This is a genomic window from Dyella thiooxydans (assembly GCF_001641285.1).
GTDB lineage: Bacteria > Pseudomonadota > Gammaproteobacteria > Xanthomonadales > Rhodanobacteraceae > Dyella_A > Dyella_A thiooxydans.
The window spans coordinates 2,558,795-2,584,686 of record NZ_CP014841.1; the positions used below are offsets into that span (position 1 = coordinate 2,558,795).

The 25,892-nt window shown below is 67.6% G+C and carries 25 protein-coding genes; 6 read left to right on the plus strand and 19 right to left on the minus strand.

The window, feature by feature from the left end:
- Window positions 1-121 precede the first annotated feature (121 nt).
- Genes ATSB10_RS11645 through ATSB10_RS11665 form a run of 5 tightly spaced genes read right to left on the minus strand, consistent with a single transcriptional unit; the run spans window position 122 to window position 5,238 of the window.
- Entirely contained in the window at window positions 122-2,278 is a 2,157-nt protein-coding gene (locus ATSB10_RS11645) for a type IV pilus secretin PilQ (protein WP_063672978.1), read from the minus strand.
- A 56-nt stretch (window positions 2,279-2,334) separates the two neighbouring features.
- The gene (locus tag ATSB10_RS11650) at window positions 2,335-2,865 is read right to left on the minus strand and encodes a pilus assembly protein PilP (protein ID WP_425478121.1); all 531 of its coding nucleotides are present in this window, start codon (window positions 2,863-2,865) and stop codon (window positions 2,335-2,337) included.
- A 14-nt stretch (window positions 2,866-2,879) separates the two neighbouring features.
- A complete protein-coding gene (locus tag ATSB10_RS11655; RefSeq protein ID WP_063672980.1) occupies window positions 2,880-3,533 on the minus strand; it encodes a type IV pilus inner membrane component PilO in 654 nt (217 codons plus the stop codon).
- Window positions 3,530-4,180 (minus strand): PilN domain-containing protein, encoded by a 651-nt coding sequence (locus ATSB10_RS11660; RefSeq protein ID WP_063672981.1) that lies wholly within the window; start codon window positions 4,178-4,180, stop codon window positions 3,530-3,532. The genes ATSB10_RS11655 and ATSB10_RS11660 overlap by 4 nt, the downstream gene beginning before the upstream one ends.
- Entirely contained in the window at window positions 4,180-5,238 is a 1,059-nt protein-coding gene (locus ATSB10_RS11665) for a pilus assembly protein PilM (protein ID WP_017463444.1), read from the minus strand. The genes ATSB10_RS11660 and ATSB10_RS11665 overlap by 1 nt, the downstream gene beginning before the upstream one ends.
- A 251-nt stretch (window positions 5,239-5,489) precedes the next feature.
- Between ATSB10_RS11665 and ATSB10_RS11670 the strand changes: the two genes are divergently transcribed.
- Both ATSB10_RS11670 and ATSB10_RS11675 read left to right on the plus strand, forming a co-directional pair.
- Window positions 5,490-8,030 carry a penicillin-binding protein 1A gene (locus ATSB10_RS11670; RefSeq protein ID WP_063672982.1) on the plus strand — a complete coding sequence of 847 codons (2,541 nt, stop codon included), beginning with the start codon at window positions 5,490-5,492 and terminating at the stop codon, window positions 8,028-8,030.
- A gap of 71 nt (window positions 8,031-8,101) precedes the next feature.
- Complete coding sequence (locus ATSB10_RS11675; protein WP_063672983.1) at window positions 8,102-8,773, plus strand: hypothetical protein; 672 nt, start codon at window positions 8,102-8,104, stop codon at window positions 8,771-8,773.
- Between the two features lie 78 nt (window positions 8,774-8,851).
- On the opposite strand, the gene ATSB10_RS11680 is transcribed toward ATSB10_RS11675, so the two are convergent.
- The 7 genes from ATSB10_RS11680 to rpoZ all read right to left on the minus strand — a co-directional run bounded on the left by ATSB10_RS11680 (window position 8,852) and on the right by rpoZ (window position 16,967).
- Window positions 8,852-10,147, minus strand: coding sequence for a citrate synthase (locus ATSB10_RS11680; RefSeq protein WP_063672984.1), 1,296 nt, complete (start codon window positions 10,145-10,147; stop codon window positions 8,852-8,854).
- Between the two features lie 268 nt (window positions 10,148-10,415).
- Window positions 10,416-10,661 (minus strand): type B 50S ribosomal protein L31, encoded by a 246-nt coding sequence (locus ATSB10_RS11685; RefSeq protein ID WP_063672985.1) that lies wholly within the window; start codon window positions 10,659-10,661, stop codon window positions 10,416-10,418.
- Window positions 10,662-10,720: 59 nt separating this feature from the next.
- Window positions 10,721-11,656: a nucleoside hydrolase gene (locus ATSB10_RS11690; RefSeq protein ID WP_063672986.1), complete on the minus strand. Its 936-nt coding sequence runs from the start codon at window positions 11,654-11,656 to the stop codon at window positions 10,721-10,723.
- 72 nt (window positions 11,657-11,728) lie between these two features.
- Window positions 11,729-13,843: an ATP-dependent DNA helicase RecG gene (recG, locus tag ATSB10_RS11695; protein WP_063672987.1), complete on the minus strand. Its 2,115-nt coding sequence runs from the start codon at window positions 13,841-13,843 to the stop codon at window positions 11,729-11,731.
- An 81-nt stretch (window positions 13,844-13,924) separates the two neighbouring features.
- Window positions 13,925-14,308: a Rid family detoxifying hydrolase gene (locus tag ATSB10_RS11700; protein ID WP_063672988.1), complete on the minus strand. Its 384-nt coding sequence runs from the start codon at window positions 14,306-14,308 to the stop codon at window positions 13,925-13,927.
- 75 nt (window positions 14,309-14,383) lie between these two features.
- Complete coding sequence (locus ATSB10_RS11705; protein ID WP_083966196.1) at window positions 14,384-16,555, minus strand: RelA/SpoT family protein; 2,172 nt, start codon at window positions 16,553-16,555, stop codon at window positions 14,384-14,386.
- A gap of 121 nt (window positions 16,556-16,676) precedes the next feature.
- Complete coding sequence (rpoZ, locus tag ATSB10_RS11710; RefSeq protein WP_017463453.1) at window positions 16,677-16,967, minus strand: DNA-directed RNA polymerase subunit omega; 291 nt, start codon at window positions 16,965-16,967, stop codon at window positions 16,677-16,679.
- Between the two features lie 199 nt (window positions 16,968-17,166).
- Here rpoZ and ATSB10_RS11715 point away from each other — a divergent pair, with 199 nt between their 5' ends.
- Window positions 17,167-18,018 carry an MlaA family lipoprotein gene (locus ATSB10_RS11715; protein ID WP_063672990.1) on the plus strand — a complete coding sequence of 284 codons (852 nt, stop codon included), beginning with the start codon at window positions 17,167-17,169 and terminating at the stop codon, window positions 18,016-18,018.
- Between the two features lie 81 nt (window positions 18,019-18,099).
- On the opposite strand, the gene ATSB10_RS11720 is transcribed toward ATSB10_RS11715, so the two are convergent.
- The 7 genes from ATSB10_RS11720 to ATSB10_RS11750 form a co-directional block, all read right to left on the minus strand.
- Window positions 18,100-18,405, minus strand: a complete 306-nt coding sequence (locus ATSB10_RS11720; protein WP_063672991.1) for an STAS domain-containing protein — start codon at window positions 18,403-18,405, stop codon at window positions 18,100-18,102.
- The gene (locus ATSB10_RS11725) at window positions 18,402-19,076 is read right to left on the minus strand and encodes an MlaC/ttg2D family ABC transporter substrate-binding protein (protein ID WP_017463456.1); all 675 of its coding nucleotides are present in this window, start codon (window positions 19,074-19,076) and stop codon (window positions 18,402-18,404) included. The genes ATSB10_RS11720 and ATSB10_RS11725 overlap by 4 nt, the downstream gene beginning before the upstream one ends.
- 35 nt (window positions 19,077-19,111) lie before the next feature.
- On the minus strand, window positions 19,112-19,963 hold the full coding sequence (gene mlaD, locus ATSB10_RS11730; protein ID WP_063672992.1) for an outer membrane lipid asymmetry maintenance protein MlaD: 852 nt from the start codon (window positions 19,961-19,963) through the stop codon (window positions 19,112-19,114).
- 43 nt (window positions 19,964-20,006) lie between these two features.
- A complete protein-coding gene (gene mlaE / locus ATSB10_RS11735; RefSeq protein WP_063672993.1) occupies window positions 20,007-20,777 on the minus strand; it encodes a lipid asymmetry maintenance ABC transporter permease subunit MlaE in 771 nt (256 codons plus the stop codon).
- Complete coding sequence (locus ATSB10_RS11740) at window positions 20,774-21,610, minus strand: ABC transporter ATP-binding protein (protein WP_063674463.1); 837 nt, start codon at window positions 21,608-21,610, stop codon at window positions 20,774-20,776. The genes mlaE and ATSB10_RS11740 overlap by 4 nt, the downstream gene beginning before the upstream one ends.
- A gap of 142 nt (window positions 21,611-21,752) precedes the next feature.
- The gene (gmk, locus tag ATSB10_RS11745; RefSeq protein WP_063672994.1) at window positions 21,753-22,379 is read right to left on the minus strand and encodes a guanylate kinase; all 627 of its coding nucleotides are present in this window, start codon (window positions 22,377-22,379) and stop codon (window positions 21,753-21,755) included.
- Window positions 22,376-23,236, minus strand: coding sequence for a YicC/YloC family endoribonuclease (locus ATSB10_RS11750; protein WP_063672995.1), 861 nt, complete (start codon window positions 23,234-23,236; stop codon window positions 22,376-22,378). Before ATSB10_RS11750 ends, gmk begins: the two co-directional genes overlap by 4 nt.
- An 81-nt stretch (window positions 23,237-23,317) precedes the next feature.
- Here ATSB10_RS11750 and rph point away from each other — a divergent pair, with 81 nt between their 5' ends.
- Genes rph through hemW form a run of 3 tightly spaced genes read left to right on the plus strand, consistent with a single transcriptional unit; the run spans window position 23,318 to window position 25,820 of the window.
- Window positions 23,318-24,049 (plus strand): ribonuclease PH, encoded by a 732-nt coding sequence (rph, locus tag ATSB10_RS11755; protein ID WP_063672996.1) that lies wholly within the window; start codon window positions 23,318-23,320, stop codon window positions 24,047-24,049.
- A gap of 3 nt (window positions 24,050-24,052) precedes the next feature.
- The gene (gene rdgB / locus ATSB10_RS11760) at window positions 24,053-24,652 is read left to right on the plus strand and encodes an RdgB/HAM1 family non-canonical purine NTP pyrophosphatase (protein WP_063672997.1); all 600 of its coding nucleotides are present in this window, start codon (window positions 24,053-24,055) and stop codon (window positions 24,650-24,652) included.
- Window position 24,653: 1 nt separating this feature from the next.
- The gene (hemW, locus tag ATSB10_RS11765; protein WP_063674464.1) at window positions 24,654-25,820 is read left to right on the plus strand and encodes a radical SAM family heme chaperone HemW; all 1,167 of its coding nucleotides are present in this window, start codon (window positions 24,654-24,656) and stop codon (window positions 25,818-25,820) included.
- Window positions 25,821-25,892 lie beyond the last annotated feature (72 nt).

A 25,892-nucleotide genomic window follows, 5' to 3' on the forward strand; every position in this document is an offset into this window, starting at 1 on the left:
GACAGCGTTCGATCATGGAAGTTTAGCCAGCGCGGCGATATAGCCCGGTGGTCATGCGGCGCGACCCAACAAAAAAGGGCGGCCTGTCGGCCGCCCTTTCCTGTTTCTCTTCCGATCCTGCCTACTGCAGCTTGTCGCTGAGGATGCGCGGCGTCACGAAGATCAGCAGCTCCGCCTTGTCGTTCTGCCGTGAAGTCTTGCGGAACAGCATGCCGATGCCAGGGATGTCGCCGAGGCCGGGCACCTTGGTCACGGTGTTCTGCTTGGTGATCTCGTAGATGCCACCCAGCACCACTGTCTGTCCGTTGTCGACCAGCACCGAAGTGTTCAGTTCGCGGGTGTCGATCTGCGGCACCTGGCCACTGCCCGGGGCGTCGATGAACTTCGCCAGCGCGTCCTTCTTGACGTTGATCTTCAGGTACACGCGGTTGTCGGCGGTGATCGTCGGGGTGACCTTCAGCTCCAGCACGGCGTCCTTGAACTGCACGGTGGCGGTGCCGCTGCCGGCAGCACCGGTGGCGCTGTTCTGGTAGGTCACGTAACCGATCTGCTGACCCTGGCGGATGACCGCCTCCTGCTGGTTGGCGGTGATCACGCGGGGACTGGAGATCACCTCGCCACGCCCCTCGGTCTGCGCCGCGGACAACTCGAGGTCGAGCGCGTAGTTGGCGCCCAGGATCGCCAGGCCGAAGCTGCCTGCCGGGCCCGACACCGGCAGGTTGACGTTCAGACCACCGGAGCCCAGCGTTGCCGCATTGGTGTTGCTGCCTTGAGCGGTGCCAAGCGCACCACCCAACTGCAGCACCTGGCCGCTCGGGTTGGTGCGGGACCCGTTTATGCCGAACTTCGCACCGAGCTCGCGGGTGAACTGGTCGGTCGCCACCACGATGCGCGACTCGATCAGCACCTGCTGGACCGGGCGATCGAGCACGGCCACGAGCGCGCGGATCTCCTTGATCTTCTCCGGCGTGTCACTGATCAGCAGGGTGTTGGTGCGGTTGTCGTACGAGACGCTGCCGCGCGGCGAGAGGAAGCCGCGGCTGGCATTGGCAGTCGCACCGCCGCCACCGCCCGAACCCAAGCCCTGCTTGGCCTCGGTCGTGAGGAGCTTGGCGATATCCGCCGCCTTGCCGTAGCTGATCGGAATGTAGTCGGTGACCAGCTCGGCGTTGTCCTCGGCCTTCATGCGGGCGTCGGCCAGATCCTGTTCGTACTTGGCCAGCTCCTGCTGCGGGGCGATCCAGATCACGTTGCCATTGCGGCGCTTGTCCAGACCCTTGGCGCGCAGCACCACGTCCAGCGCCTGGTCCCAGGGCACGTTCACCAGGCGCAGGGTCACGCTACCGCCCACCGAGTCCGATGCCACCAAGTTGAGGCCGGAGATATCGGCAAGCAGCTGCAATGCCGAACGCACCGGGATGTCCTGGAAATTGAAGGTGACGCGGCTGCCGCTGTAGACGGGCTCCTGGCCCTTGGCCAGCTTGCCCGTGGCTGCTTCCTTCTTCTTCGGGGCGATTTCGACCACGTACTGGTCGCCCGACTGGTAGGCCGACGTCTCGATATTGCCCGACGTGCTGATCTCCATCTGCGCGCCATTGCCGGCCGCGCGGGTCACGATGGCCTGCACCGGGGTCGCGAAATCCATCACGTCCAGACGCTGCGCCTGGCTCGGCGGCAGGTTCACGTGATCGAGATCCACGATGACCTTGTCCCCTTCGCGGCGCATGTTGGGGGTGGCGCCGGCGCCACTGAAGTTCACCAGCACGCGCCCCTCGCCATTGGGGCCGCGGCGGAAGTCGATGTTGGATACCGCCGGGCCGCTGCTCGCCGAGGGCAGGCGCTTGGACGGATCGATGTTCGCCGCAGTCGTGGTGGTCTGGGCATCAGTGCCGTTGTTGACCGTCAGGACCAGGCTGTTGCCATCCACCCGAGTGGTATAGCTGGAGGGACGGATCAGGTCGACCACCACGCGCGTGCGATCGCCTGCCGACACCGCAGAGATGCCCGACAGGGAGCCCTTGCCGACATCCATGTGCCGCGCTGCGGCGTTGGCCGTGTCGGCGAAGTCGACGGCGATGCGCGGCGGCGTGTCGGTGGTGAAGATCTTCGGCTCGGGCACCTGGCCCTGCTCGAAGTTGATGTGCAGTTCAATGCGACCGCCAGGCAGCACGTCGTAGCTGATGTCTTTCAGCGTGGAGGTGGCTGCCAGGGTTGCCTGCGACCACAGGGATCCGGCGGCAAACAGGAGGATCACCAGGTAGCGGCTCGCGTGGCGCATGATTCGGCCCTGAACAGGTGTGTTTTGGTTGCTCATTGCATCAGCCCCTGTGTTTCCTATTTCTCGCCGAGCGCGATGCTGGCCGGACGCTCCATCCAGCCACCATTACCGTTGGAGATCAGTTCGACCAGATCGACGTGGTCGTCGCTGATCGCCGTGATTCGGCCGTAGTTCTGGCCCATGTATTCATTCTTGTGCACGCGGTGGATGACGCCACCCGGGTCCTTGATCAGGACCTCCATGCCGGCCCCCGTGCCGATCGTGCCCACCATCTTCAGGCTGTCGAGCGCAAACATCTCCAGCGGCTCCTTCGGGCGGTTCTCGTCCGGCCGCGGGCCGGTAGACGCCGTATTGGTGGATGGCTGCAGTTCGGCGGAGCTGGGACTGAAGGGATCGCGATCCCCCTGGTCCTTGTACTCGAACGTCTCGAAGGTGCGGATCACCGGCAGCGGCTCGATCGGAGCACCCTTCTTCTGCTTTTCCTTGGCGACCCAAGTCCGCAGATCGGACATGCCGCGCGTGCACCCGGCCAGGGCGATCAGCGCGCCGCAGAGCGCAGCGATGCGAAGCCCGCGACCAGGGTTCATGGCGAAAGACCGGCTCATTTCCGCCCCCTCTTGTTGCCCGCTGCATGCTTCTTCGCGTCGCCGGTCTCGTCGTCATCGAGGTAGCGATAGGTTTTCACCGTGCCCTGCAGCACGAGCTTGCCGCCACCCTCGGCCGAGGGATTGGCCGGCGTCAGCGAGACATCGTGCAGGGTCAGGATCACCACGCGCGGCAGCGAAGCGACGCCGCTGATGAAGGTACCGAACTGGTGGTAGGTACCGCTCATCTTCAGCGCGATCGGCTTCTCGGCGTAGAAGTCCTTCGGCGTCTCGGCCCCGGGGACAAAGGAGTCGACCTCCAGACCTGCAGACAGCGCGGTCTGGGAGATGTCCACCAGCAGCTCCGGCATCTCGGTCTTGCTGGGCAGCTGGCGAAGCAGCTGCCGCAGCATGTCCTGCATCTCGTCCAGCTGCTGCTGCAGCGCTTCGAGATTCACGGCCTTGGCCTGCTTGGTCACGAATTCCTGCTTGAGGGATTCTTCCTTGTTCGCCAGCGACTGCAACTGATCCTGCTGGTCGCTGATGTACAGGTACCAGCCGAAGAAGCCGATCAGGGCGAACAGCGCGGCGGTGAAGAAAATCTTTACCGACTGGGGCCAGCCACCGATGTTGTTCTTGTCGAGGCTGCGCAGATCATCGAAGAACTTCACGGCTTGGCCCCTCCCGTCGTCGGCTTGGCACCTGTGGCAGGCGCGGCTCCCGAATGGCCGGCTGGCGCCTTGCCATCCGGTACAGGCACGGGCTGACCGTCGTCCTTCGGACGGCTCAATGTGACGTTCAAGCCGAACACGTAGGGCATCCGGACGTCCTTGTGTACGTTCTCGGTCTTGCGCAGGTCGGCGTGCCCCATCCAGGGCGACGCCTCGATGTTGCGCATGTACTCCGCCACGCTGGCATTGGACTGGGCCACGCCGTCGAGCGACAGCGAGTCGCCGGTCTGCTTCAGGCCGGTGAGACGGGCACTGGACGGAATGGTCTTAACCAGTTCGTCGAACAGGTGGACCATCTGCGAGCGATTCGCCTGGAGCTGCTCGATGATCTGCTTGCGCGCCAGCAGGCGATCGCGGACCTTTTCCAGGTCCTTGATCTTGGCGATCTTCTCGTCCAGCTGGTGGATCTCGGTCTGGAGATAGGCGTTGCGCTCGTTCTGGTTGTCGATCCGCAGATCCATCCACCAGCCCCACAGGAGCAGGCACAGCAGCGCGGCCACGAAGGCCGCACCCAGCTGCATGAAGAACTCGCGCTCGCGCTGCTTGCGGCGCTCGGCGCGCCACGGAAGGAGGTTGATATGTGCCATCAGTCGAAGCTCCTCAGCGCCAGGCCGACCGCAATCATCAGCGCCGGGGCATCCTGGGCCAGAGCCTGGGCCTGCACGCGCGAGGACAGCGACATGCGTGCGAGCGGATTGGCCACCACGCAGGAGATGCCCAGCTGCTCCTCCAGCATCGGGCCGAGCCCCTCGATGGAGGCACACCCGCCTGCCAGGACCACCTGGTCCACCTTGCTGTACTCGCTGCCGGCGAAGAAGAACTGGAGCAGCCGGCTGATCTGCTGGATCAGCGACTCCTTGAACGGCTCCAGTGCCTCGGTCTCGTAGGATTCCGGCAGGCCACCCTTGCGCTTGGCCCGTCCGGCTTCCTCGTAGGAGAGTCCGTAGCGACGCATGATCTCGTCGGTCAGCTGCTTGCCGCCGAACACCTGCTCACGGGAGTAGATGGTGCGCTGGTTGCGCAGCACGGAGAGCGTGGTCATGGTGGCGCCGATGTCGACCACGGCGACCAGGGCGTCGCGCCCCACGTTCAACTGGTCGGCCAGCATCGCGAAGGCGTTTTCCAGCGCAAAGGCCTCGACGTCGATCACCTTGGCGCTCAGGCCGCCGAGATCGAGCGCTGCCACGCGCATGTCCACGTTCTCGGTCCGCGACGCGGCGAGCAGGATGTTGTTCATGTCCGGGTTGTCGCGAACCGGCCCCAGTACCTCGAAATCGAGGCTCACTTCCTCGATCGGGTAAGGGATGTACTGGTTCGCCTCCACCTGGATCTGGCCTTCCAGATCGTCCTCGGAAAGCTCCGCGGACATCGGGATGACCCGGGTGATCACGGCCGAGCCGGCCACGGCGGCACAGGCGTGCTTGAGCTTGGAGCCCGAGCGGGCCAGCGCCCGACGGATCGCCTCGCCGACCGCCTCGACCTCGACGATGTTCTTCTCGACGACGGCATTCGGGGGCAACGGCTCCACCGCGTAGTGCTCCACGCGGTAACGCCCTCCGGTCTGGCTCAGCTGCAGCAGCTTGACGGCAGTCGAACTGATGTCGACGCCGATCAGCGGCGGCTTCTTGGGTGTGAAAAGACCCACGGTTTGTCCCCCTTACCCCTAGCGCTCCGAGCCGGAATCCGGCGGCTGCGCGCTGGCATTAAATCCAAAAATTAACGCAATAGCAACGGTATACGACCACTTTCTCGACTCAGTGGCGTGATGGGACACACATTTGAGTCATTGGAGTTCAACTGGCGCAGCTTCCTGCGGAAGACCGCCGGCCGTGTGGTGGATACTGCTACATCTATACTCTGGCACGTTTTGACTCAGGTCTCGCTACCCCAATACTCATGCGAATTTTCAAGCGTTTGCTCCGCTGGGCACTGATCCTGGCCTTCTCGGGACTGCTGCTCGGCGTAGCCGCACTCGGCGTCGCCTACTGGCTCATCGCCCCCCGACTGCCCAACGTCGACCAGCTCAAGGACTACCGCATGCAGGTCCCGCTCCGCGTGGAGAGCGCGGACGGCAAGCTGATCGCGACCTTCGGCGAGACCCGTCGCATCCCGGTGGACATCGCCCACGTACCGGATCGCCTGAAGCATGCCGTGCTGTCGGCCGAGGATGCCGATTTCTACAGCCACCCGGGCTTCGACTGGCACGGCATCGCGCGCGCGGCCTGGCACGTGATCATCTCCGGTGGCGAGAAGGGCTCCGGTGGCTCCACCATCACCCAACAGGTGGCACGCAACTTCTTCCTCAGCCCGGAGAAGCTCTACTCGCGCAAACTGATCGAGATCTTCATCGCCGTGCGGATGGAGAACGAGCTCACCAAGGACCAGATCCTCGAGCTCTACCTCAACAAGATGTTCCTCGGCCATCGCGCCTACGGCGTTGCCGCGGCCGCCGAGTACTACTACGGCAAGACACTCGACCAGCTCACCATCGCCGAGTGCGCCACCATCGCCTCGACCTTCCAGCTGCCGTCGGCGGTGAACCCGATCAACAGCCCGGCCCGCATGCTGGCCCGCCGCAACTGGGTGCTCGGCCAGATGCTCGAGCACCGCTACATCAGCAAGCAGGAATACGAACAGGCGATCAGGGAACCGAACAACGCCTACCCGCACGAGCAGCCGATCGAGGTCGAGGCGCCGTACCTGGCCGAGATGGTGCGCCGGCAGGTGCTCGACCGGCTCGGCAACGATGCGCTGACCGACGGCTACGTGGTCAAGACCACCCTCGACAGCCAGCGCCAGACCGAGGCCGTGCAGGCGCTGCGCGACGGCCTGGTGGCCTACGACCGCCGCCACGGCTGGCGCGGCCCCGAAGCCCACACCGACCTGCCGGCGAATGCCGGCACCAAGGCGTTCGACGACGTGCTCGCAAGCTACTCGAGCGTATCCGGCATGCTGCCTGGCGTGGTCACCGCGGTGACTCCGCAACAGGCGACGGTCTACCTCTCCTCCCGTGAGAGCGCCACGCTGGACCTGGCCGCCGTGTCGTGGGCGCGCCCCTATGTCAGCGACACCCGCACCGGGGCCACCCCGAAGACGGTGGACACCGTGCTCAAGCGCGGCGACATCATCCGGCTCGCCCGCAACGACAAGGGGCAATGGGAGCTGGCGCAGGTCCCGAAGGTGCAGGGCGCATTGGCGTCAGTGAATCCGGAGGATGGCGCGATCGAGGCACTGGTCGGCGGCTTCAACTTCGCCCGCAGCAAGTTCAACCGCGCCGTGATGGCCGCCCGCCAGCCCGGCTCCAGCTTCAAGCCCTACATTTATTCGGCCGCCTTCGAGCGCGGCTTCACCCCGGCCTCCATCCTCAACGACGCCCCGCTGGCCCTGCCGGATCCGTCCAAACCGGGCGGGCTGTGGACCCCTGCCAACGACGACAACAAGTTCGACGGCCCGATCCGCCTGCGCCAGGCGCTGGTGGAGTCGAAGAACCTGGTGTCGGTACGACTGCTCGACGCCATCGGCGTCGCCTTCGCTCGCGAGTACGCCACGCGCTTCGGCTTCTCGCTGGACGCCCTGCCCGCCAACCTGTCCATGGCGCTGGGCACGGCCTCGGTCTCGCCGATGGACATGGCGCGTGGCTATTCCGTGTTCGCCAACGGCGGCTATCTGGTGAAGCCCTACTTCATCAAGGAGATCGACGACCGCGACGGCAAGCCGGTGTATCTGGCCAACCCTGCGCGCGCCTGCCGCTCCTGCCAGGAACGGCTGCTCAATCCGCAGCCGCCGGGTCCGCCGCCCGCGGAGAAGAGCGCCTCCGTGGCCGCGGCGCCGGCCATCTCGGCGTCGGCACCCGCGACTGCCGCCAGCCTCGCCGACGTCGGCGACACGGTGCTGCCGGAGGATGCCCACGGCGACGCCAAGGCTCCCCCGGTGCTGGCTCCGCACGTGATCGACATCCGCAACGACTACCTGATCACCTCGCTGATGAAGGACGTGATCCTGCATGGCACCGGCGCGGCGGCCCGCGCACTCAATCGTCCCGACCTGGCCGGCAAGACCGGCACCACCAACGATCATCGCGACGCATGGTTCGTCGGCTTCAACGGCGATCTGTCGACGGCGGTTTGGGTCGGCTTCGACGACTTCACCTCGCTGGGACGCGCCAATGGCGTGGCCGAGTTCGGTGCGCAGGCCGCCCTGCCGATCTGGATGCAGTACATGGGCGCGGCACTGAAGGGACTGCCCGAGAACTCGCTGCCCATGCCCCCCGGCATCAGCACGATCACCATCGATCGCACCACCGGCCTGCCGGCACCACCGGGCGACGCCGACACCATGCCCGAGGTCTTCAAGGTCGAGGACCTGGACAAGCTGCGCAGCCAGGCGGCGCAGCAGCAGCAGGACAAGGACAAGAAGCACGCCTACGACATTTTCTGACTCAGCAGGTAGGATCGATCCCGCGACTGCCGCCCGGCCCCGGGCGGCGGCCACCGAGGAAGGAGCGAGACATGGCCCGAGGCGAGCACCACCGCATCCACGCCCATGACCGCCTGCAGCGCAACCGGCTGCGCGTCGCCCAGGAGGCGGCCCGTCTGATGAGCGAGCACGGCATCCGCGATTTCCATCATGCCAAGCTGAAGGCCTCCGAGCGGCTCGGCATCCTGGATGCGCAGAGCCTGCCCCGCAACGACGAGATCGAGCGTGCACTGCGCGAGCACCAGCGGATCTTCCAGGCCGACAGCCAACCGCAGCATCTGCGACGCTGTCGCGAGGCCGCGGTAGAGGCCATGCGCTTCCTCGATGACTTCCAGCCACGCCTGGTGGGCGCCGTGCTGGAGGGAACCGCGGACGCACACTCGGCGATCTGCCTGCATCTTTTCAGCGATGATCCCGAGGCGGTGCTGCGCTTCCTGCAGGGGCGCGGCGTGCCTTACGAGACCCAGACCCGGCGACTGCGAACCAGCCGCGACGACACGGCCGAGTTCCCGGTGGTGCTGTTTTCCGCCGACGGCCTGTCCTTCGACCTCACGGTGCTCCCGGTGGATGCGCTGCGCCAGGCGCCGGTCGATCGCGTCGACGAGCGGCCGATGCGCCGCGCGGGGCTGGCTGCAGTGGAGCAACTGCTGCACGAGCAGGACGAGGAAGACGCACTGGAGCGCAAGCTCGCCGCACTGCGCTGAAAAGCAAAACGCCCCGGTCACCCCGGGGCGTTTTTCCTGAGACGGTCCATCCGGCTTGACGCCGGATGGACGCCCGGGTCAGCGCTTGTCGGCAGGCACGAAGTCGCGCGGCGCCGAACCGGTGTAGACCTGACGCGGACGGCCGATGCGGGCCCCCGGCGTCTCGTGCTGCTCGATCCAGTGTGCGATCCAGCCGGCGGTGCGGGCAATGGCGAACATCACGGTGAACATCTCGGTCGGGATACCCAGCGCCTTGTAGATGATGCCCGAGTAGAAGTCGACGTTCGGGTACAGCTTGCGCTCGACGAAGTACTCGTCCTTCAGCGCCGCCTCTTCCAGCTTCATCGCCACGTCGAGCAGCGGGTCGTTGACGCCCAGCTCGCCCAGCACCTTGTGACACATCTCGCGGATGATCTTGGCGCGCGGATCGAAGTTCTTGTAGACGCGATGGCCGAAGCCCATCAGGCGGAAGTTGTCGTTCTTGTCCTTGGCGCGCTTGACGGCGGTCTCGACCTTGTCCGGCGTGCCGATCTCCTCGAGCATCTTCAGCACCGCCTCGTTGGCGCCGCCGTGCGCCGGGCCCCACAGCGCGGTGATGCCGGCGGCGATCGAGGCGTACGGGTTGGCGCCGGTCGAACCGACCAGGCGGACGGTCGAGGTGGAGGCGTTCTGTTCGTGGTCGGCGTGCAGGATGAACAGCAGATCCAGCGCCTTGGCGGCCACCGGGTTGAGTTGCAGTGGCTCGCTCGGCACCTCGAACATCATGTGCAGGAAGCGCGTGACGTACTCGAGGTTGTTGCGCGGATAGCGCATCGGCCAGCCGATCGAATAACGGTAGGCCGCGGCGGCGATGGTCGGCATCTTGGCGATCAGGCGGATCGCGGCGAGCTTGCGGTCTTCCGGGTTATCGACGTCGAGGTCGTCGTGGTAGAACGCCGACAGCGAGGCGATCGAGGCGGCCAGCATCGCCATCGGGTGCGCGTTGTGGTGGAAGCCCTGGAAGAAGTTCTTCAGCGACTCGTGCATCATCGTGTGATGCGTGATCTGGTGCTCGAAGCTGGCGAACTCGGCCTGCTTGGGCAGCTCGCCGTTGAGCAGCAGATAGGCCACCTCGAGGAAGCTGGATTTCTCGGCCAGCTGCTCGATCGGGTAACCGCGGTACAGCAGCACGCCCTGGTCGCCGTCGATGTAGGTGATCGCGCTCTTGGTGGCAGCGGTGCTGCCGAAACCCGGGTCGTAAGTGAAGTGGCCGGTGTCCTTGTACAGCGTGCCGAGGTCGATGCACGACGGACCCAGCGTGCCGCTCACCAGGGGCAGCTCGCTGCTGCGGTTGTTCGACTCGTCGGTCAGCTTGACGATCTTGGACTCGGACACGGAAACCTCCTTCACGTATGTCACCGCCGCAGGCGGCCACGGGCGCGGCACCGGCTGGCGAGGGAATCGGGACAGCGCCGGCTGGGGAAGACCAACGCTGCGACGGGCATCGGAGCGCCCGGGCCCGCCATTATCGCACAACCTCCCCGCGGACATGCGTCAGCGGATGGTCGAATGGCGGCCACGAAAAAGCACAGGGCAGGCGCGGGGCCTGCCCTGTGTTCGGTTACGTACATCGGCGGGCCGTGGATCGGCCCGCGCAGGCGCCTTACTTCTGCGCGTAACGACGACGGAAGCGGTCGACGCGACCACCCTGGTCGATGGTCTTCTGCTTGCCGGTGTAGAACGGGTGAGAATGGCTGGAGATATCCACCTTGATCAGCGGGTACTCGTTGCCGTCTTCCCACTTGACGGTTTCCTTCGCGGCGATCGTCGAGCGCGTCAGGAACGCGAAATCGGACGAAAGGTCCTGGAACACCACGGGGCGGTAGTTCGGATGGATATCGGGCTTCATGACAGGCTCAAAGCTGCGGGTGAAAAGAGCGGCATTGTACTCAGCAGGCACGCGCGGGGTCAACCTTGGATGCCGAGCGCCCGACGCACCATGGCGGCAAAGCGCCCGGCATCGATCTCCAGCGCGATGTTCGCATTGGCCGGACGCTTGAGCCGGCCGGCCCAATCGACCACGGTGGCGCCGCGGGTCAGGCGGCCATCGAGCTCCACCGCGACGTGGCGCCGCTCGCTGCGGACGACGATGGACGGATCGATCGCCACCGCCATGGCCAGCGCGTCCGCGGCGATCACCCCGCTGCGGTCGTTCTGGCGGTTGTATGCCCGCGCCGTGCCGAACACCTGCCCGAAGAACCGGGCCCGCTCGTCGCCCGCGGTCAGCCAGTGATCGAACTCGGCGTCATCGAAGGCGTAACGGAGCGTCGCCTCCCAGTCGACCAGGTCGAACTCCGGGAAGGCCTCGAACACCACGTGGGCGGCCTCGGGATCGAAACCGACGTTGAATTCGGCCGGCACCTTGCCGGTGTTGCCATGACCGGTGACCGCGCCGCCCATCACCACCAGCCGCTTCACGCGATCGGGAAGCGTCGGATCCAGCCTGAGAGCCAGCGCCACATTGGTCAGCGGCGCCAGCGCCACCAGGGTGAGCTCGCCCGGCCGCTCGCGGGTGAGGCGCAGCAGCGCCAGGGCCGCGGACTCGTCCTCCACCCCCGCCTGCGGCTCCGGGAACCCGACGTCGCCGAACCCGTCGCTTCCATGGACGAAGGCGGCATCCTCTTCCGGCCGGCGCACCAGCGGACTGGAACAGCCGGCGAACACGGGAGTGCGGGCATCGATCAGATCGACCAGGGTTCGCGCGTTGCGCACGGTGTGGCCCAGCCCGACATTGCCTGCAGCGACACTCAACCCGGCTACATCGGCATGGGCGTGCGCCATCAGGATCGCCAGTGCGTCGTCGACGCCCGGGTCGGTATCAATCAGCAAGTGCGGTCTACTCATCAGCCATCACGTCGATCGGTTCAAGCGGCCTAGCTTACGCGGGTCGCGGGAGACCGGACAACGCGAGCCGGATCAGGCATGGGCGTAGCGCGCGGCGCCGCCCACCCAGCGCTCGATCAGCCGCTCCGCCGACTGCGGATGCTCGCGCAGCATCAGCTCCCCGACCGACTGGACCGCGGTGAGCAGATGCGCGTCGCGCGTGAGGTCGGCGATGCGGAAAGCGAGCTGACCCGTCTGGCGCGTACCGAGCACCTCGCCGGGGCCTCGCAGCTCCAGGTCCTTCTCGGCGATGCGGAAGCCGTCATTGGTGTCGCGCATCACCTGCAGGCGCTCCTGGGCCAGGGCGCCGATCGGCGGCTGGTACAGCAGCACGCAGTTGGAGGCCACCGCGCCGCGGCCGACCCGACCGCGCAACTGGTGCAGCTGGGCCAGACCCAACCGCTCGCTGTTCTCGATCACCATCAGGCTGGCATTGGGCACGTCCACGCCGACCTCGATCACCGTGGTAGCCACCAGCACGGCCAGTTCGCCGGCCTTGAAGGCGTCCATCACCGCCTGCTTGTCCTTTGGCTTCATGCGTCCGTGGATCAGCCCGACCTGCCGGTCCGGCAAGGCCGCCACCAGCTCGGCATGCGCGACCTCGGCCGCCTGCGCGCGCAGTTGCTCGGACTCCTCGATCAGCGTGCAGACCCAGTACACCTGCCGCCCCTCGCGGCAGGCATGGGCGATGCGCTCGACCACCTCGCCGCGACGCGCATTGGAGATCGCCACCGTCTGCACTGGCGTGCGCCCCGGCGGCAGCTCGTCGATCGAGGAAACGTCGAGGTCGGCGTAGGCGCTCATCGCCAGCGTGCGCGGGATCGGCGTGGCCGTCAGCACGAGCTGGTGCGGCACCTGCTCGCCCTCCAGCCCCTTGTCGCGCAGCGCCAGTCGCTGGTGCACGCCGAAGCGGTGCTGCTCATCGACGATCACCAACCCCAGCCGACCGAACAGCACGCCCTCCTGCATCAGCGCATGGGTGCCGATCACCACCGGCGCCCCCTCGGCGACGCGGGCGAGCGTCTTCTGCCGGGTCTTGCCCTGCACCTTGCCGGCCAACCACTCCACCGCGACACCGAGCGGCTCCAGCCAATGCCGGAAATTGCGCAGGTGCTGCTCGGCCAGCAGTTCGGTGGGCGCCATCAGCGCCACCTGGTAGCCCGATTCCACCGCCGCCAGCGCAGCCAGCGCCGCCACCACGGTCTTGCCCGAGCCGACGTCCCCCTGCACCAGCCGCAGCATCGGCCTGGCCCGGGCGAGGTCCGCTGCAACCTCGCCCGCCACCCGCTGCTGCGCGCCGGTCGGACGGAACGGCAGCGCGGCGAGGAAGCGCGCTACCAGCGCCCCGTCGCCGCCCAGCGCCGGGGCGCGCCGCCTGCGCACGGCCGCGCGCAGGCGCTTGAGGCTCAGGTGCTGGGTCAGCAGCTCCTCGAAGGCCAGCCGTTGCTGCGAGGGATGATGACCGAGGGTGAGCTGGCCGAGGTGGGCGTCGGCCGGCGGCCGATGCACGTACAGCAGCGCCTCGCGCAGCGAGGTCAGTCCATGTTCGGCGCACAGCGCCGGCGGGATCAGTTCCAGCGCCTCGTCGCCGGGCAGCAGCGCCAGCGCCTTGCCGATCACCCCGGCCAGTCGTCGCGTACCCAGGCCCTCGGTGGTGGGGTAGATCGGGTCGAGCAGCTCGTCAAGCACCAGCGGAGCATTGCCGACCAGCCGCTCGTACTGCGGATGCACCATCTCCAGCCCCTGCGGCCCGAGACGCACCTCGCCGTAGCAGAGCAGGCGCGTGCCCGGCTTGAGCAGGTCGGCCTGGGCGCGATGGAAATGGAAGAAGCGCAGCAGCAGGGTCTGCCGCGAGTCGTCGCTCACGGCAACCTTCAGCTGGGGCCGATAGCGGAAACCCCGCTCCACCGCCTCCACCACCGCATCGACCTGCACCCGGTCGCCCGGGCGCAGGTCGGCGATGGGCGTCACCCGGGTGCGGTCCTCGTAGCGCAGCGGCAGGTGGAACCAGAGATCCTGCACCCGCTCCAGGCCCAGCCGCGCCAGCGACTCGGCCAGCGCAGGACCGACGCCGGGCAGCGTCGTGAGCGGACGGAGCCCCGCGGGCTCGTCGGCGGGAGCGGGAGTCGATCGGGAACGGGCAGCCATCCCGCCAAGCCTAGCCGAGCCGGCCGCCCTGCCGCACCGGCGCGGGAGCGCACCGGCGTGGGTGGTGGCCGCGGCGACGGATCAGTCGAGCACCATCACCGCATCGACTTCGACCTGGGCCTCCTTCGGCAGCGCCGAGACTTCGATCGTCGAACGTGCGGGATACGGCGCCTCGAAATACTCGGCCATCACCGCGTTGACCTCGCCGAAATGCGCCAGGTCGGTGACATAGATGCCCACACGCACGATCTGCGCCAGCGAGCCGCCGGCCGCGGCCGCCACGGCGGAGAGGTTGTCGAACACGCGACGGGTCTGCGTGCGAATGTCGCCCTGCACCAGCGCGCCGGTCGCCGGATCCAGCGGGATCTGCCCGGAGAAATACACCGTGTTCCCGGCGCGCACGGCCTGCGAATAGGGGCCAATGGCGGCGGGCGCCTGGTCGGTGGCGATGATGCTGCGGGACATGGGACACCTCGGTTCGGGGAAGGATCACGGAGCGCCGCATCGTGCGACGTCCGGCCGGTCCGGGGCAAGCGCCGGTCAGAGCGGGTAGCGGTGCGCCGCGCTGACCACGCCGGTGCGCCTCACGCGGCGGATCACCTCGGCGAGATGACGGCGGCTCTTCACTTCCATGGTGAACAACAGCGTGGCGGCCGCCGCGTCGCGCTCGACGTATTCCACGTTCTCGATGTTGGAGTCGGCGTCGGCGATCGCCGAGGCCACCGTGGCCAGCACGCCGGGACGGTTGATGACCTCGATGCGCAGCTCGGCACGGTAGTCGCCCTGCACGTCGCGGTCCCATTCGATCGATACCCGGCGCTCCGGCTGCTTGCGCAGCTCGGCCACGTTGGGGCACTCCTCGCGATGCACCACGATGCCCTTGCCGGCGGACAGGTAGCCGACGATCTCGTCGCCGGGCAGCGGATGGCAGCAGTTGGCGAAGCTCAGCACGCCGCGCTCGGCGCCGGTGATGCGGATCTTCTCGCTGCTCGGCGCCGTCGTCGCCACGGTGCGGGCCGCCTTCTTGCCCCTTGCGGCCACCAGCTGGGCGGCCACCACGTCCGGCATCCGGTTGCCCAGCGCGATGTCGGCCAGCAGTTCTTCCAGCCGGTGCAGCTTGGCCTCGGCGAGGAAGCGATCGAGCACGGCCGGCGCGATGCCATCGAGGCTGGAGCCGAGCGCATCGAGCGCACGGTCGAGCATACGGTGGCCGAAATCGACCGCGTCCTCGTGCTGCAGATGCTTGAGGAACTGGCGGATCGCCGTGCGCGCCTTGCCGGTTACCACCGACTCCAGCCAGGCCGGGTTCGGCACCGCCGACGGCGCGGTGATGATCTCCACCAGCTGCCCGGACTCCAGCCGCGTGCGCAGCGGCACCAGCTTCTTGTCCACGCGCGCGGCCACCGCATGGTGGCCGACGTCGGTGTGCACGGCGTAGGCGAAATCCAGCGCGGTGGCGTTGCGCGGCAGCGAGAGGATGTCGCCGCGCGGCGTGAACAGGTAGACCTCGTCCGGGAACAGGTCGATCTTGACGTTCTCGATGAACTCGCTCGACGAGGCGGTGTTGGCCTGGCTGTCGGCCAGCGCGGACAGCCACTCGCGCGCCCGCGCCTGGGCGCTGTTGGCCGGGCCGGAGTCGGTCTTGTAGGCCCAGTGGGCGGCGACGCCCCGCTCGGCCACCGAATCCATCTCGGCGGTGCGGATCTGCACTTCGATCGGCGCACCGAACGGCCCCAGCAGCACGGTATGCAGCGACTGGTAGCCGTTGGCCTTCGGAATGGCGATGAAATCCTTGAAGCGGCGGTCCACCGGCTTGTACAGCGTGTGCACCGCGCCCAGCGCCATGTAGCAGCGCATGGCGGTATCGACCACCACGCGGAAGCCGTACACGTCCATCAGCTGGGCGAACGTCTTGTGCTCGCTGCGCATCTTCGAATAGATGCTCCACGGCGACTTGATGCGCCCGACCACGCGGGCCTCGATGTGCTCGGAGGCGAGGCGCTGGGTGAGCGCCGCCTCGATCTTGCCCATCGCCTCGCGCCGGTTGCCCAGTGCCGCCCGGATGCGCTCGCTGATCACCCGGTAGCGATCCGGATGGAGGCCGCGGAAACCCAGGTCCTGCAGCTCGGCCTTGAACTTGTTCATGCCCAGCCGCTGGGCGATCGGCGCGTAGATCTCCAGCGTCTCGCGCGAGATGCGGCGACGCGAGGAAGTGTCCTTCGCTCCCAGCGTGCGCATGTTGTGCAGGCGGTCGGCCAGCTTGATCAGGATCACCCGGATGTCGCGGGCCATCGCCAGCAGCATCTTGCGGAAGCTCTCCGCATCGGCCTCCTGGCGGCTGCCGAATTTCATCTTGTCCAGCTTGGTGACGCCGTCGACCAGCTCGGCCACGGTCTCGCCGAACTCGCCCGCCAGCTCGATGCGGCTGAGCTGGGTGTCTTCCAGCGTGTCGTGCAGGATCGCGGCGATGATGGTTTCGGCATCCAGGCCCAGCTCGGCCAGGATGCCGGCCACGGCGACCGGATGGGTGATGTAGGGCTCGCCACTCTTGCGCGCCTGCCCCGCATGCGCATGGGCACCGACGCGGAAGGCGCGAACGACACGCTCGACCTGGTCTTCAGGGAGGTAGGCGAGGCGGTCTTTGAGTGCCAGGACGTAGTCCGGCAACGCCGCGTCCTGCGAAGGATCCGTCGCGGCGACGGGTGCGGGAATGCGCTGCCCGCTCAGACAGTCACCCCGCGCGGGGCGACCGGACGACAGCAGGCACCATCACGGAGATCGGCGACTTCCGCCACCGACCCCGTGCAGCGCATGGTGCCGTCGGAGCACATGCTCAGTCGTCCCCGCCCTTGGAGAGATCGTCGTCCACCTCGGCCGCGGCCCACTCCAGCGCCTCGCGCTCGGCACGCTCGCGTTCGGCGCGGTCGATCTCGTCGATGGTGGCCTGGTCGATGCGGCGATCGGCGATCTCGCGCAGCGCCAGCACGGTGGGCTTGTCATGATCCGGATTGACGGCCGGCTCGGCGCCCTTGGACAGCTGGCGGGCGCGCTTGGTCGCCATCAGCACCAGCTCGAAACGGTTGTCGACCACCTCAAGGCAGTCTTCCACGGTAATGCGTGCCATGCGAAATCCTCAGGCGGTAAAGCAACTTGGAAGGTCGTTCAGTGTATCCAGCGTAGGCTTTGCTGGCAATGCGCCAACCCGTATCATGCCCGGTTGGTCTGCCGCCGATTCAGGACGAAAGCGCGGCGAAACGCGTGCATATTATAAAACCGAGAAGTACACTTAATTTCCCCACGGCACCGCAACGGATTACTCATCGATGCCTTTCCCCCACATTCCATCCTGGCTGCGCCGGACCGCCGCGCTCGGCCTGGTTTGCCTGCTCGCCGGCTGCGCCATCGCCAAACCGCGTACCGACGACCCGCTCGAGAAGGTCAACCGCAAGGTCTATGCGTTCAACGACGCCGTGGACCAGGCGGTGATCCGTCCGGTCGCGGTGGGCTACCGCAAGATCACCAATCCGCCGGTGCGCCGCTCGGTGAGCGACTTCTTCACCAACCTGCGGCAGCCGGTCACCGTGGCCAACGACCTGCTGCAGGCCCGCCCCAAACAGGCGCTGCAGAGCACCGGGCGGTTCCTGGTCAACCTGACCCTGGGTATCGGCGGCCTGTTCGACCCGGCCAGCTCGCTCGGCCTGCCGCTGCAGCAAACCGATTTCGGCGTCACCCTGGCTCGCTGGGGCGTGCCGGAGGGCGACTACATCGTGCTGCCGTTCCTCGGCCCCTCCACGGTGCGCGACGTCTGGCAGGTGCCGGTGGATGGCTACTTCTTCGACCCGCTGACCATCTACGCCCGCAACCACAGCTATCACTACGGCCAGCAGTACATCCCGCAGCTGGTCTACCTGGTGAACCTGCGCTCGCGCGCCTTCGATGCGGAGGGCTTCCTCAAGTCCGCCTACGATCCGTACGTGTTCGTGCGCGATGCCTACCGCCAGCGACGGCTCTACAAGATCTACGACGGCAATCCGCCGGCCAGCGTGATCGACCAGATGCAGGGCCTGGACCAGCAGGGCTTCGATCCCGACCAGCTGCTGCAGGAACAGCACCAGTGGGAGAACAAGCACCCGAAGCAGGCCGAGCAGGCTGACCAGTCCGCCGGCGGGCAATAAGCCCTCCGGCGACCGGAATGAAAAAGGCCCCATGACGGGGCCTTTTTCGTGCGGGGGGGGGGGCGGCGCGGATCGGCCCCGTCAGCCCGCGGCCAGCAGCGACTCCACCTCGCACACCTGGGCCAGCCGCCGCATGCCGGTCGGCAAACCCCTTACCTGCAACGACTGCCCGTGCTTCCCTGCCTCGGACAGCACGGCCAGCACGCAGGCCAGGCCGGCGCTGTCGCTGCGTTCCACCGCGGACAGATCGAGCGTCCCCGCGGGAGCCTGGGCCAGCCGCTCGCGCAGGGACCGCCAAGCGGCATTGGCCGTATCGAAGGTCAGCACGCCGCGGACGGCCAGCGTGCCGTCCGGACGATCCTCGAACTGGCAGGCCGCGCTCGTCACGGAGCCTTGGCCTTGCTGTCCTGCTCCATCGACTTCAGGGCGTCCTCGCCGCGCGTCTCCAGGTTGGTGATCAGCTTGTCGATGCCGACCTTGCGGATCTCCGCGTCCACCTGGTTGCGGTAGTTGGTGATGTAGGAGATGCCCTCGATGATCACGTCGTAGGCCTTCCACTCACCGCTGCGGGTCTTGCGGAACGCGTAGTCGACGGCGACCTTCTTGCCATCCTCCAGCACTACCTGGGTGCGCACCACGGTGCGCTTGTTGTTGAGGTCGCCGTTGAACGGCAGCACCACCACCGCGCCCTTGGTGTAGTTGAGCAGGCCTTCCGCGTAGCGGTTGGTGATCGAGTTGTAGAACGCCTTGGCGAAGCGCTCGCGCTGCTCCGGCGTGGCCTCGCGCGCGTGCTGGCCGAGCACCAGGATCGAGGCGTAGTCGATGTCGAAGTGCGGCAGGAAAATGTCATCGATCACGCCGATGAGCTTTTCCTTGTTGTTCTTCAGCTCGTCGCGGTGGCCGGCGATGGTGGTGTCCAGATCGTGCGCGATGGTCTGCACGACCTGCTCCGGGGTCTGCTGCGCGGAAGCCGCCGGGGCGGGATCCTGCGCCAGCGCCGGAGTGGCGAGCGCGGCACCGAAGGTCAGAGCCAGGGCTAGGGCGATGGGACGCAACATGGGGAAACTCCAGGGGGAGGAAATTCGGGAAACCATCACTTGGCGTCGGACGACTTGCCGCCGCTCTTGTCGCCCGGCGAGCCGTTGACCAGGAACTTGCCGATCAGGTCCTCCAGCTGCATGGCGGACTGGGTGAGGATCATCTCGTCACCGTCCTTGAGCATGTCGGGGGAGCCGCCGGGCTGGATCGCAACGTACTGGCTGCCGATCAAACCGCTGGTGAACACCGCCGCCGAGGAATCGTCGGGAATCTGGTCGTACTTCTTGTCGATCGACAGGGTCACCAGCGCGTCCAGCTTGACCGGGTCGGCCTGTACCGACTTGACGCTGCCGATCGCCACGCCAGCCATCTTCACCGGAGCGCCCGGCGACAGCGCGCCGACGTTGGTGAAACGGGCCTTCACCGCGTACGTGCCGCCCAGGTCATCGGCCGCCGCGCCGGCACCGAAGAACTTGCTGAGCATCGCCTCCAGCGGCTCGGTGGACTTGCTCAGGGCGAGCCGGCTGCCGTCCTTCACGTACTGCTTGGCGGTGCCGTACTGCAGGCCCACGTACTGGTCGCCGAGCAGGCCGCTGGTATAGATGGTGGCGACCGAGTCGACCGGGATCTGGCCGTACTTCCTGTCGATCGACAGGGTGACATCCGCCACCTCCTTGCCGGGCTCAAGCGAGATCGATTCGACCTGGCCGACCCGCACGCCCGCCACCTTCACCGGCGCACGCTCCTTGAGCTGGCCTATGTTGGCGAACTGGGTGGTGACGTCGTAGCTGGGGCCCTGGCTGACGTTGGCCACCGAGGTGGTCTGCGTGGCGAGGTAGGCCAGTGCGGCAAAGCCGAGCACGATGAACAGGCCGGTGCCGACGGCATAGGATTTTCGCTGGGTCACGGCACGATCCTCAAAGCGGAAGAGACGGAAGAAATCACGGAAGTCACATCAGGAAGGCGGTGAGCACGAAGTCCAGCGCCAGGATGGCGATGGACGAGGCGACCACGGTGCGGGTGGTGGCGTAGGCCACGCCCTCGCTGGTCGGCGGCGTGGTGTAGCCCTGGAACACGGCGATCAGCGAGACCACGGCGCCGAACGCCACGCTCTTGTAGACGATGCCATTGACCACGTCCTTCCAGACGTCGACGTTGGCGGTCATGTTGGACCAGAAGGTGCCGTTGTCGATGCCCAGCCAGGTCACTCCGACCAGATGACCACCGAAGATGCCCAGCGCACAGAACACGCTGCACAGCAGCGGCATGGCGATCAGTCCGGCCAGGAACCGCGGCGCGACGACGTAGGCGATCGGATCGACCGCCATCATCTCCATCGCGGCGATCTGGTCGGTCGCGCGCATCAGGCCGATCTCGGCGGTGATCGAGGTGCCGGCGCGCCCGGCGAACAGCAGTGCGGTGACCACCGGCCCCAGTTCGCGGTAGATCGCGATCGCCACCACCGTACCGCTGGCCGCGGTGCCGCCGAAGATCGACAGCACGTAGTAGAGCTGCAGGCCCAGCACCATGCCGACGAACAGGCCGCAGGTCATGATGATGGTCAGGCTCATCGCGCCGACGAACCACAGCTGGCGCACCGTCTCGCGGCCATAGCGGAAGCTGCGCGGCACCGACTTGAGGATGGTCAGCAGGAACAGGCCGCAGTTGCCGATCTGCGCCAGCGCCTCGGCCACCATGTTGCGTTGGGTCTGCGCGCTCATGCCTGGCTCCGCGGAAAGCCCAGCGACTGGGCGTAGTCGCCGGCCGGGTACTGGAACGGCACCGGGCCGTCGGCCTCGCCACCGAAGAACTGCCGCGTCCACGGCGAGCCGTCGTCGGCGATGGTCTTGGGATCGCCCTGCGCCACCACCTTGCCGTTGGCGATCAGGTAGACGTGATCGGCGACCTGCTTGATCGCATCCAGCTCGTGCGCCACCAGCACGCTGGTGATGCCGAGCGTGTCGTTGAGAGTGCGGATCAGTTTCAGCACCTGGTTCAGCGCGATCGGGTCCAGACCGACGAACGGCTCGTCGTAGAGGATCAGCATGGGGTCGAACACGATCGCCCGCGCCAGCGCCACGCGCCGCGCCATGCCACCGGAGAGCTCACTGGGCATCAGCGCCGCCGCGCCGCGCAGGCCCACCGCCTGCAGCTTCAGCAGCACCACGTTGCGGATCAGCTCTTCCGACAGATCGGTGTGCTGGCGCAGCGGGAAGGCGACGTTCTCGAACACGTCGAAGTCGGTCAGCAGCGCCGAGTTCTGGAACAGGTAGCCGATCTGTTCGCGCAGCTTGAACAGCTGGCTGCGCGACAGCTCGCCGACATCCTGCCCATTGACGCGCACCCGCCCGGCATCGCCGGTCATCTGGCCGGTGATGTGCTTGAGCAGGGTGGTCTTACCGGTACCGCTGGGCCCCATGATGGCGGTGATGCGGCCACGCGGGATGTCCATGTCCAGGGCATCGAAAATGGTCTTGCCGTTGAGCACCGTGGTCAGGCCGCGGACGCTGACCAGCGGCTCGGCATCGGTGGTCGGACGTAAGGGATCGGTCATCGGGAAGGGGCGCGACGAAAGAAGGACAAGGTAGCCGAAGCAGCGCTCCCGCGCCATGGCGCGGGAGCCCGCGGGAGACCGCGGGATGCAGCGCAAGTTTCTGCTGCCACGGGAAAAATCCCGCCGGACCGCGAATCCGGGCTCAGGGCGCCAGCAAGGCGTCGATCAGGGCCTGGTGCCGAGCCCACTGCAACGGACTGCGCAGGCGCACCGCGTGCACGATCGCCTGCAGATCGTCCAGCGCATCCTCGAAGCGGTCGTTGACCACGATGTAGTCGAATTCGTGCGCGTGGGCGATCTCCTCGCGGGAGTTGTGCAGCCGGCGCTCGATCACTTCCGGCGCATCCGACCCGCGCCCGCGCAACCGCCGCTCCAGCTCGGGCCGCGACGGCGGCAGGATGAACACGCTGACACAATCGGGCTTGGCCGCGCGGATCTGCCGCGCGCCCTGCCAGTCGATCTCCAGCAGCACGTCGCGCGACTGCGCCAGCAGGCCATCGACGGTGGTGCGCGAGGTGCCGTAGAGGTTGCCGTGCACCTCGGCATGCTCGAGGAAGATGCCCTCGGCCACCTCGCGCTCGAACTCGGCGCGCTCGACGAAGTAGTAGTGGCGGCCGTACTGCTCGCCCGTTCGCGGCGGGCGCGTGGTGTGCGAGACCGATAGCGAGATCGCCGGCTCGCGCTCCAGCAGCGCATTGACCAGGGTCGACTTGCCGGCCCCCGAGGGCGCGGCCACCACGAAGAGGGTTCCTGCCGCCGGCGTGCTCATTCGATGTTCTGCACCTGTTCGCGCATCTGTTCGATCAGCACCTTCAGCTCGACCGCGGCGTTGGTGCTGCGGGAGTCCACCGACTTGGAGCCCAGCGTATTGGCCTCGCGGTTGAACTCCTGCATCAGGAAGTCCAGTCGCCGACCGACCGGCTCGGCCAGGCACAGCACGCGGCGGGCCTCGGCGATGTGGGTGGTGAGCCGGTCCAGCTCTTCGTCGACGTCGGCGCGGGTGATCTGCAGCACCAGCTCCTGCTCCAGACGCCCCGGGTCGGCCGGTTGCTTGAGGTCGGCCAGCCGCGACTCCAGGCGGGCGCGCAGCGCGGCACGGATCTCCGGCATCCAGCCGCGCACGTCGGCGACCACCCGCTCGATCGCGTCCAGCCGCTCGCGCAGCATGTCGGCGGTCTTGGCGCCCTCGCGCTCGCGGGTCGCCGCCAGGGCATCCAGCGCGCGGTCCAATACGGCGAACAGCGCCGTCTGCAACGCATCGTTGTCCACGTCGGCGCGGTCGAGCAGTCCCGGGAACCGCAGCAGCTCGGTGAACTCCACCTGCATCGTCGGGAACCGTGGCTGCAGCTCGCGGGCCAGCTCGGTCAGGCGGGCCAGCATGCCTTCGTTGAGCTGCAGCGCATCGTTGCGACCCTCGCCGCGCAGACGCACGGTGAGATCGAGCTTGCCGCGCGACAGCCGGGCCGCGACCCGCTCGCGCAGCAACGGCTCGAAGCCGCGCAGCTCATCCGGCAGGCGGGGGCTGATTTCCAGGTAGCGGTGGTTGACCGTGCGCAGCTCGCAACTCAGCGCTCCGGTGGGGCCTGCCAGCTCGGCCGAGGCGTAGGCAGTCATGCTGCGGATCATGGAAACCCTTGCGGCGGTGCCGATAAAGACCGCAATGGTAAACTTTCCCGTCCCGCCCTGCCCAACCAGGCTCCCCGACCCATGCAAACCGTCAGCCGCCCCAGCGGACGCGCCAGCGACCAGCTGCGCCCGATCGCCATCGAACGCCGTTTCACCCGCCACGCCGAAGGCTCGGTGCTGGTCAGCTTCGGCGACACCCGCGTGCTGTGCACCGCCAGCATCGAGGACCGCGTGCCGCCGTGGCTGCGCGGCAAGGGCGAGGGCTGGATCACCGCCGAGTACGGCATGCTGCCTCGCGCCACCCACACCCGCATGCAGCGCGAGGCGGCCAAAGGCGGCCAGGGCGGCCGCACCATGGAGATCCAGCGACTGATCGGGCGCAGCCTGCGCGCCTGCGTGAACCGCCAGGCCCTGGGCGAGCGCGTGATCACCCTGGACTGCGACGTGATCCAGGCCGACGGCGGCACCCGCACCGCGGCGATCACCGGCGGCTACGTGGCCCTGGTCGATGCGGTGAACCACCTGATGAAGCGCGAGAACCTCAAGCGCAACCCGATCATCGGCGCGATCGCGGCCGTGTCGGTGGGCATCTACAAGGGCCAGCCGGTGCTCGACCTCGACTACGCCGAGGACTCGGACTGCGATACCGACATGAACGTGGTGATGAACGACGGCGGCGGCTTCATCGAGGTGCAGGGCACGGCCGAGGGGCACGCGTTCCGCCGCGACGAGATGGACGCCCTGCTGGCGCTGGCCGAGAAGGGCGTGGACGAACTGGTCGCCGCCCAGCGCGCCGCGCTGGCCGAGGGCTGAGCGATGGGCCGCATCGTCCTGGCCAGCGGCAACCGCGGCAAGCTGGCCGAGTTCGGCCACCTGCTCGCCGACGCCGACTTCGAGGTGATCGCGCAGGGCGAGCTGGGCGTGGAGGACGTCGAGGAAACCGGCCTCACCTTCGTCGAGAACGCCCTGCTCAAGGCCCGCCACGCCGCCCGCGTCACCGGCCTGCCGGCGCTGGCCGACGACTCCGGCCTGTGCGTGGATGTACTCGATGGCGCGCCCGGCCTGTACTCGGCGCGCTATGCCGGCGGCCACGGCGACAGCGCGGCGAACAACGCCAGGCTGCTGCGCACACTGGACGGCCGCCCCGATGCCGAGCGCCGCGCCTTCTTCATCTGCGTGCTGGTGCTGCTGCGCCATGCCGAGGATCCGGCACCGCTGGTCGCCGAAGGACGCTGGCACGGCCGCGTGCTGCATGCGCCGCGCGGCGAGGGCGGCTTCGGCTACGACCCCCTGTTCCTGCCCGACGGCCACGAGCTGGCCGCGGCCGAGCTGGACAAGGCGCTGAAGAACCGCATCAGCCACCGCGGTCAGGCGCTGGCACAACTGCATGCGCGGCTGGCCGACCTCGCCGCCTGACATGGCGCTGACCGCTCCACCGCTGTCGCTGTACGTGCACATGCCGTGGTGCGTGAAGAAGTGCCCGTACTGCGACTTCAATTCGCACGGTCTGCGCGATGCCCCGCCGCCCTACGCCGACTACATCGACGTGCTGCTGGCCGACCTCGACGCCGACCTGGCCGACTTCGGCGCCGCGCTGCACGGCCGGCCGGTGGTCAGCGTGTTCTTCGGCGGCGGCACGCCCAGCCTGTTCGCACCGGGACTGGTCGCCCGCTTCCTCGATGGCGCGCGGGAACGCTTGCCGTTCGTCGGGAACGCCGAGGTCACTCTGGAGACCAACCCGGGCACGGTCGAGCACGGCCGCTTCGACGGCTACCTCGCCGCCGGCGTGAACCGGTTGTCCTTCGGCATCCAGAGCTTCGACGACGACAAGCTGAAGCGGCTCGGTCGCATCCATTCCGCCGCCGAGGCCGAGGCGGCGGTGAAATCCGCCCAGGACGCCGGCTACGCCAACATCAACCTCGACCTGATGTACGCCCTGCCGCAGCAGACACTGGATGGCGCGCTGGCCGACGTGGCGCGCGCCGTCGCGCTCGCACCGACGCACATCTCGCATTACCAGCTCACGCTGGAGCCGAACACCGCGTTCGCCGCCAACCCGCCGCCACTGCCGGACGACGATCACGCCTGGGCGATGCAGGAAGCCTGCGAGGCCGCACTCGCCGACGCCGGCTACCGCCAGTACGAGATCTCCGCCTATGCGCGGCCCGACCGGCGCTGCACGCACAACCTCAACTACTGGCGCTTCGGCGACTACCTGGGCATCGGCGCCGGCGCGCACGGCAAGATCACCGACGCGGCCGCCGGACAGGTCCGCCGGCGCTGGAAGCAGCGGCTGCCGCGTACCTATCTCGAGGCGGCCGGGGGCCCGGCCCGCATCGGCGGCGACCAGGCCGTCGACGGCGACGAACTGCCGTTCGAATACATGCTCAACGCGCTGCGCCTGATCGATGGCGTGCCGATGGACGAATTCACCGCCTTCACCGGCCTGCCGCCCGAGCGCATTGCCGTCCCCCTCGCCGACGCCCGCAGGCGCGGCTGGCTGATCGACGATCCGGCCCGGCTCGCCACCACGCCGCTGGGTCAGCGCTTCCTCAACGACGCCATCGGCGCCTTCCTGTCCTGACCGACTGTCAGGACTGTGCCGCCCGTCACGCCGGCACTTCGCGCAACTTGCTCAAGTTCCACTTCAAGGATC

What these genes read in the sequence shown, in the direction of transcription:
- ATSB10_RS11750 (WP_063672995.1), bottom strand. Translation starts at nt 23,236, where the DNA reads ATGATCCGCAGCATGACTGCCTACGCCTCGGCCGAGCTGGCAGGCCCC.
- ATSB10_RS11690 (WP_063672986.1), bottom strand. Translation starts at nt 11,656, where the DNA reads ATGAGTAGACCGCACTTGCTGATTGATACCGACCCGGGCGTCGACGAC.
- ATSB10_RS11645 (WP_063672978.1), bottom strand. Translation starts at nt 2,278, where the DNA reads ATGCGCCACGCGAGCCGCTACCTGGTGATCCTCCTGTTTGCCGCCGGA.
- hemW (WP_063674464.1), top strand. Translation starts at nt 24,654, where the DNA reads ATGGCGCTGACCGCTCCACCGCTGTCGCTGTACGTGCACATGCCGTGG.
- ATSB10_RS11740 (WP_063674463.1), bottom strand. Translation starts at nt 21,610, where the DNA reads ATGACCGATCCCTTACGTCCGACCACCGATGCCGAGCCGCTGGTCAGC.
- ATSB10_RS11700 (WP_063672988.1), bottom strand. Translation starts at nt 14,308, where the DNA reads ATGTCCCGCAGCATCATCGCCACCGACCAGGCGCCCGCCGCCATTGGC.
- ATSB10_RS11670 (WP_063672982.1), top strand. Translation starts at nt 5,490, where the DNA reads ATGCGAATTTTCAAGCGTTTGCTCCGCTGGGCACTGATCCTGGCCTTC.
- ATSB10_RS11725 (WP_017463456.1), bottom strand. Translation starts at nt 19,076, where the DNA reads ATGTTGCGTCCCATCGCCCTAGCCCTGGCTCTGACCTTCGGTGCCGCG.
- ATSB10_RS11660 (WP_063672981.1), bottom strand. Translation starts at nt 4,180, where the DNA reads ATGGCACATATCAACCTCCTTCCGTGGCGCGCCGAGCGCCGCAAGCAG.
- ATSB10_RS11715 (WP_063672990.1), top strand. Translation starts at nt 17,167, where the DNA reads ATGCCTTTCCCCCACATTCCATCCTGGCTGCGCCGGACCGCCGCGCTC.
- rdgB (WP_063672997.1), top strand. Translation starts at nt 24,053, where the DNA reads ATGGGCCGCATCGTCCTGGCCAGCGGCAACCGCGGCAAGCTGGCCGAG.
- rpoZ (WP_017463453.1), bottom strand. Translation starts at nt 16,967, where the DNA reads ATGGCACGCATTACCGTGGAAGACTGCCTTGAGGTGGTCGACAACCGT.
- mlaE (WP_063672993.1), bottom strand. Translation starts at nt 20,777, where the DNA reads ATGAGCGCGCAGACCCAACGCAACATGGTGGCCGAGGCGCTGGCGCAG.
- gmk (WP_063672994.1), bottom strand. Translation starts at nt 22,379, where the DNA reads ATGAGCACGCCGGCGGCAGGAACCCTCTTCGTGGTGGCCGCGCCCTCG.
- ATSB10_RS11675 (WP_063672983.1), top strand. Translation starts at nt 8,102, where the DNA reads ATGGCCCGAGGCGAGCACCACCGCATCCACGCCCATGACCGCCTGCAG.
- ATSB10_RS11685 (WP_063672985.1), bottom strand. Translation starts at nt 10,661, where the DNA reads ATGAAGCCCGATATCCATCCGAACTACCGCCCCGTGGTGTTCCAGGAC.
- rph (WP_063672996.1), top strand. Translation starts at nt 23,318, where the DNA reads ATGCAAACCGTCAGCCGCCCCAGCGGACGCGCCAGCGACCAGCTGCGC.
- recG (WP_063672987.1), bottom strand. Translation starts at nt 13,843, where the DNA reads ATGGCTGCCCGTTCCCGATCGACTCCCGCTCCCGCCGACGAGCCCGCG.
- ATSB10_RS11650 (WP_425478121.1), bottom strand. Translation starts at nt 2,865, where the DNA reads ATGAACCCTGGTCGCGGGCTTCGCATCGCTGCGCTCTGCGGCGCGCTG.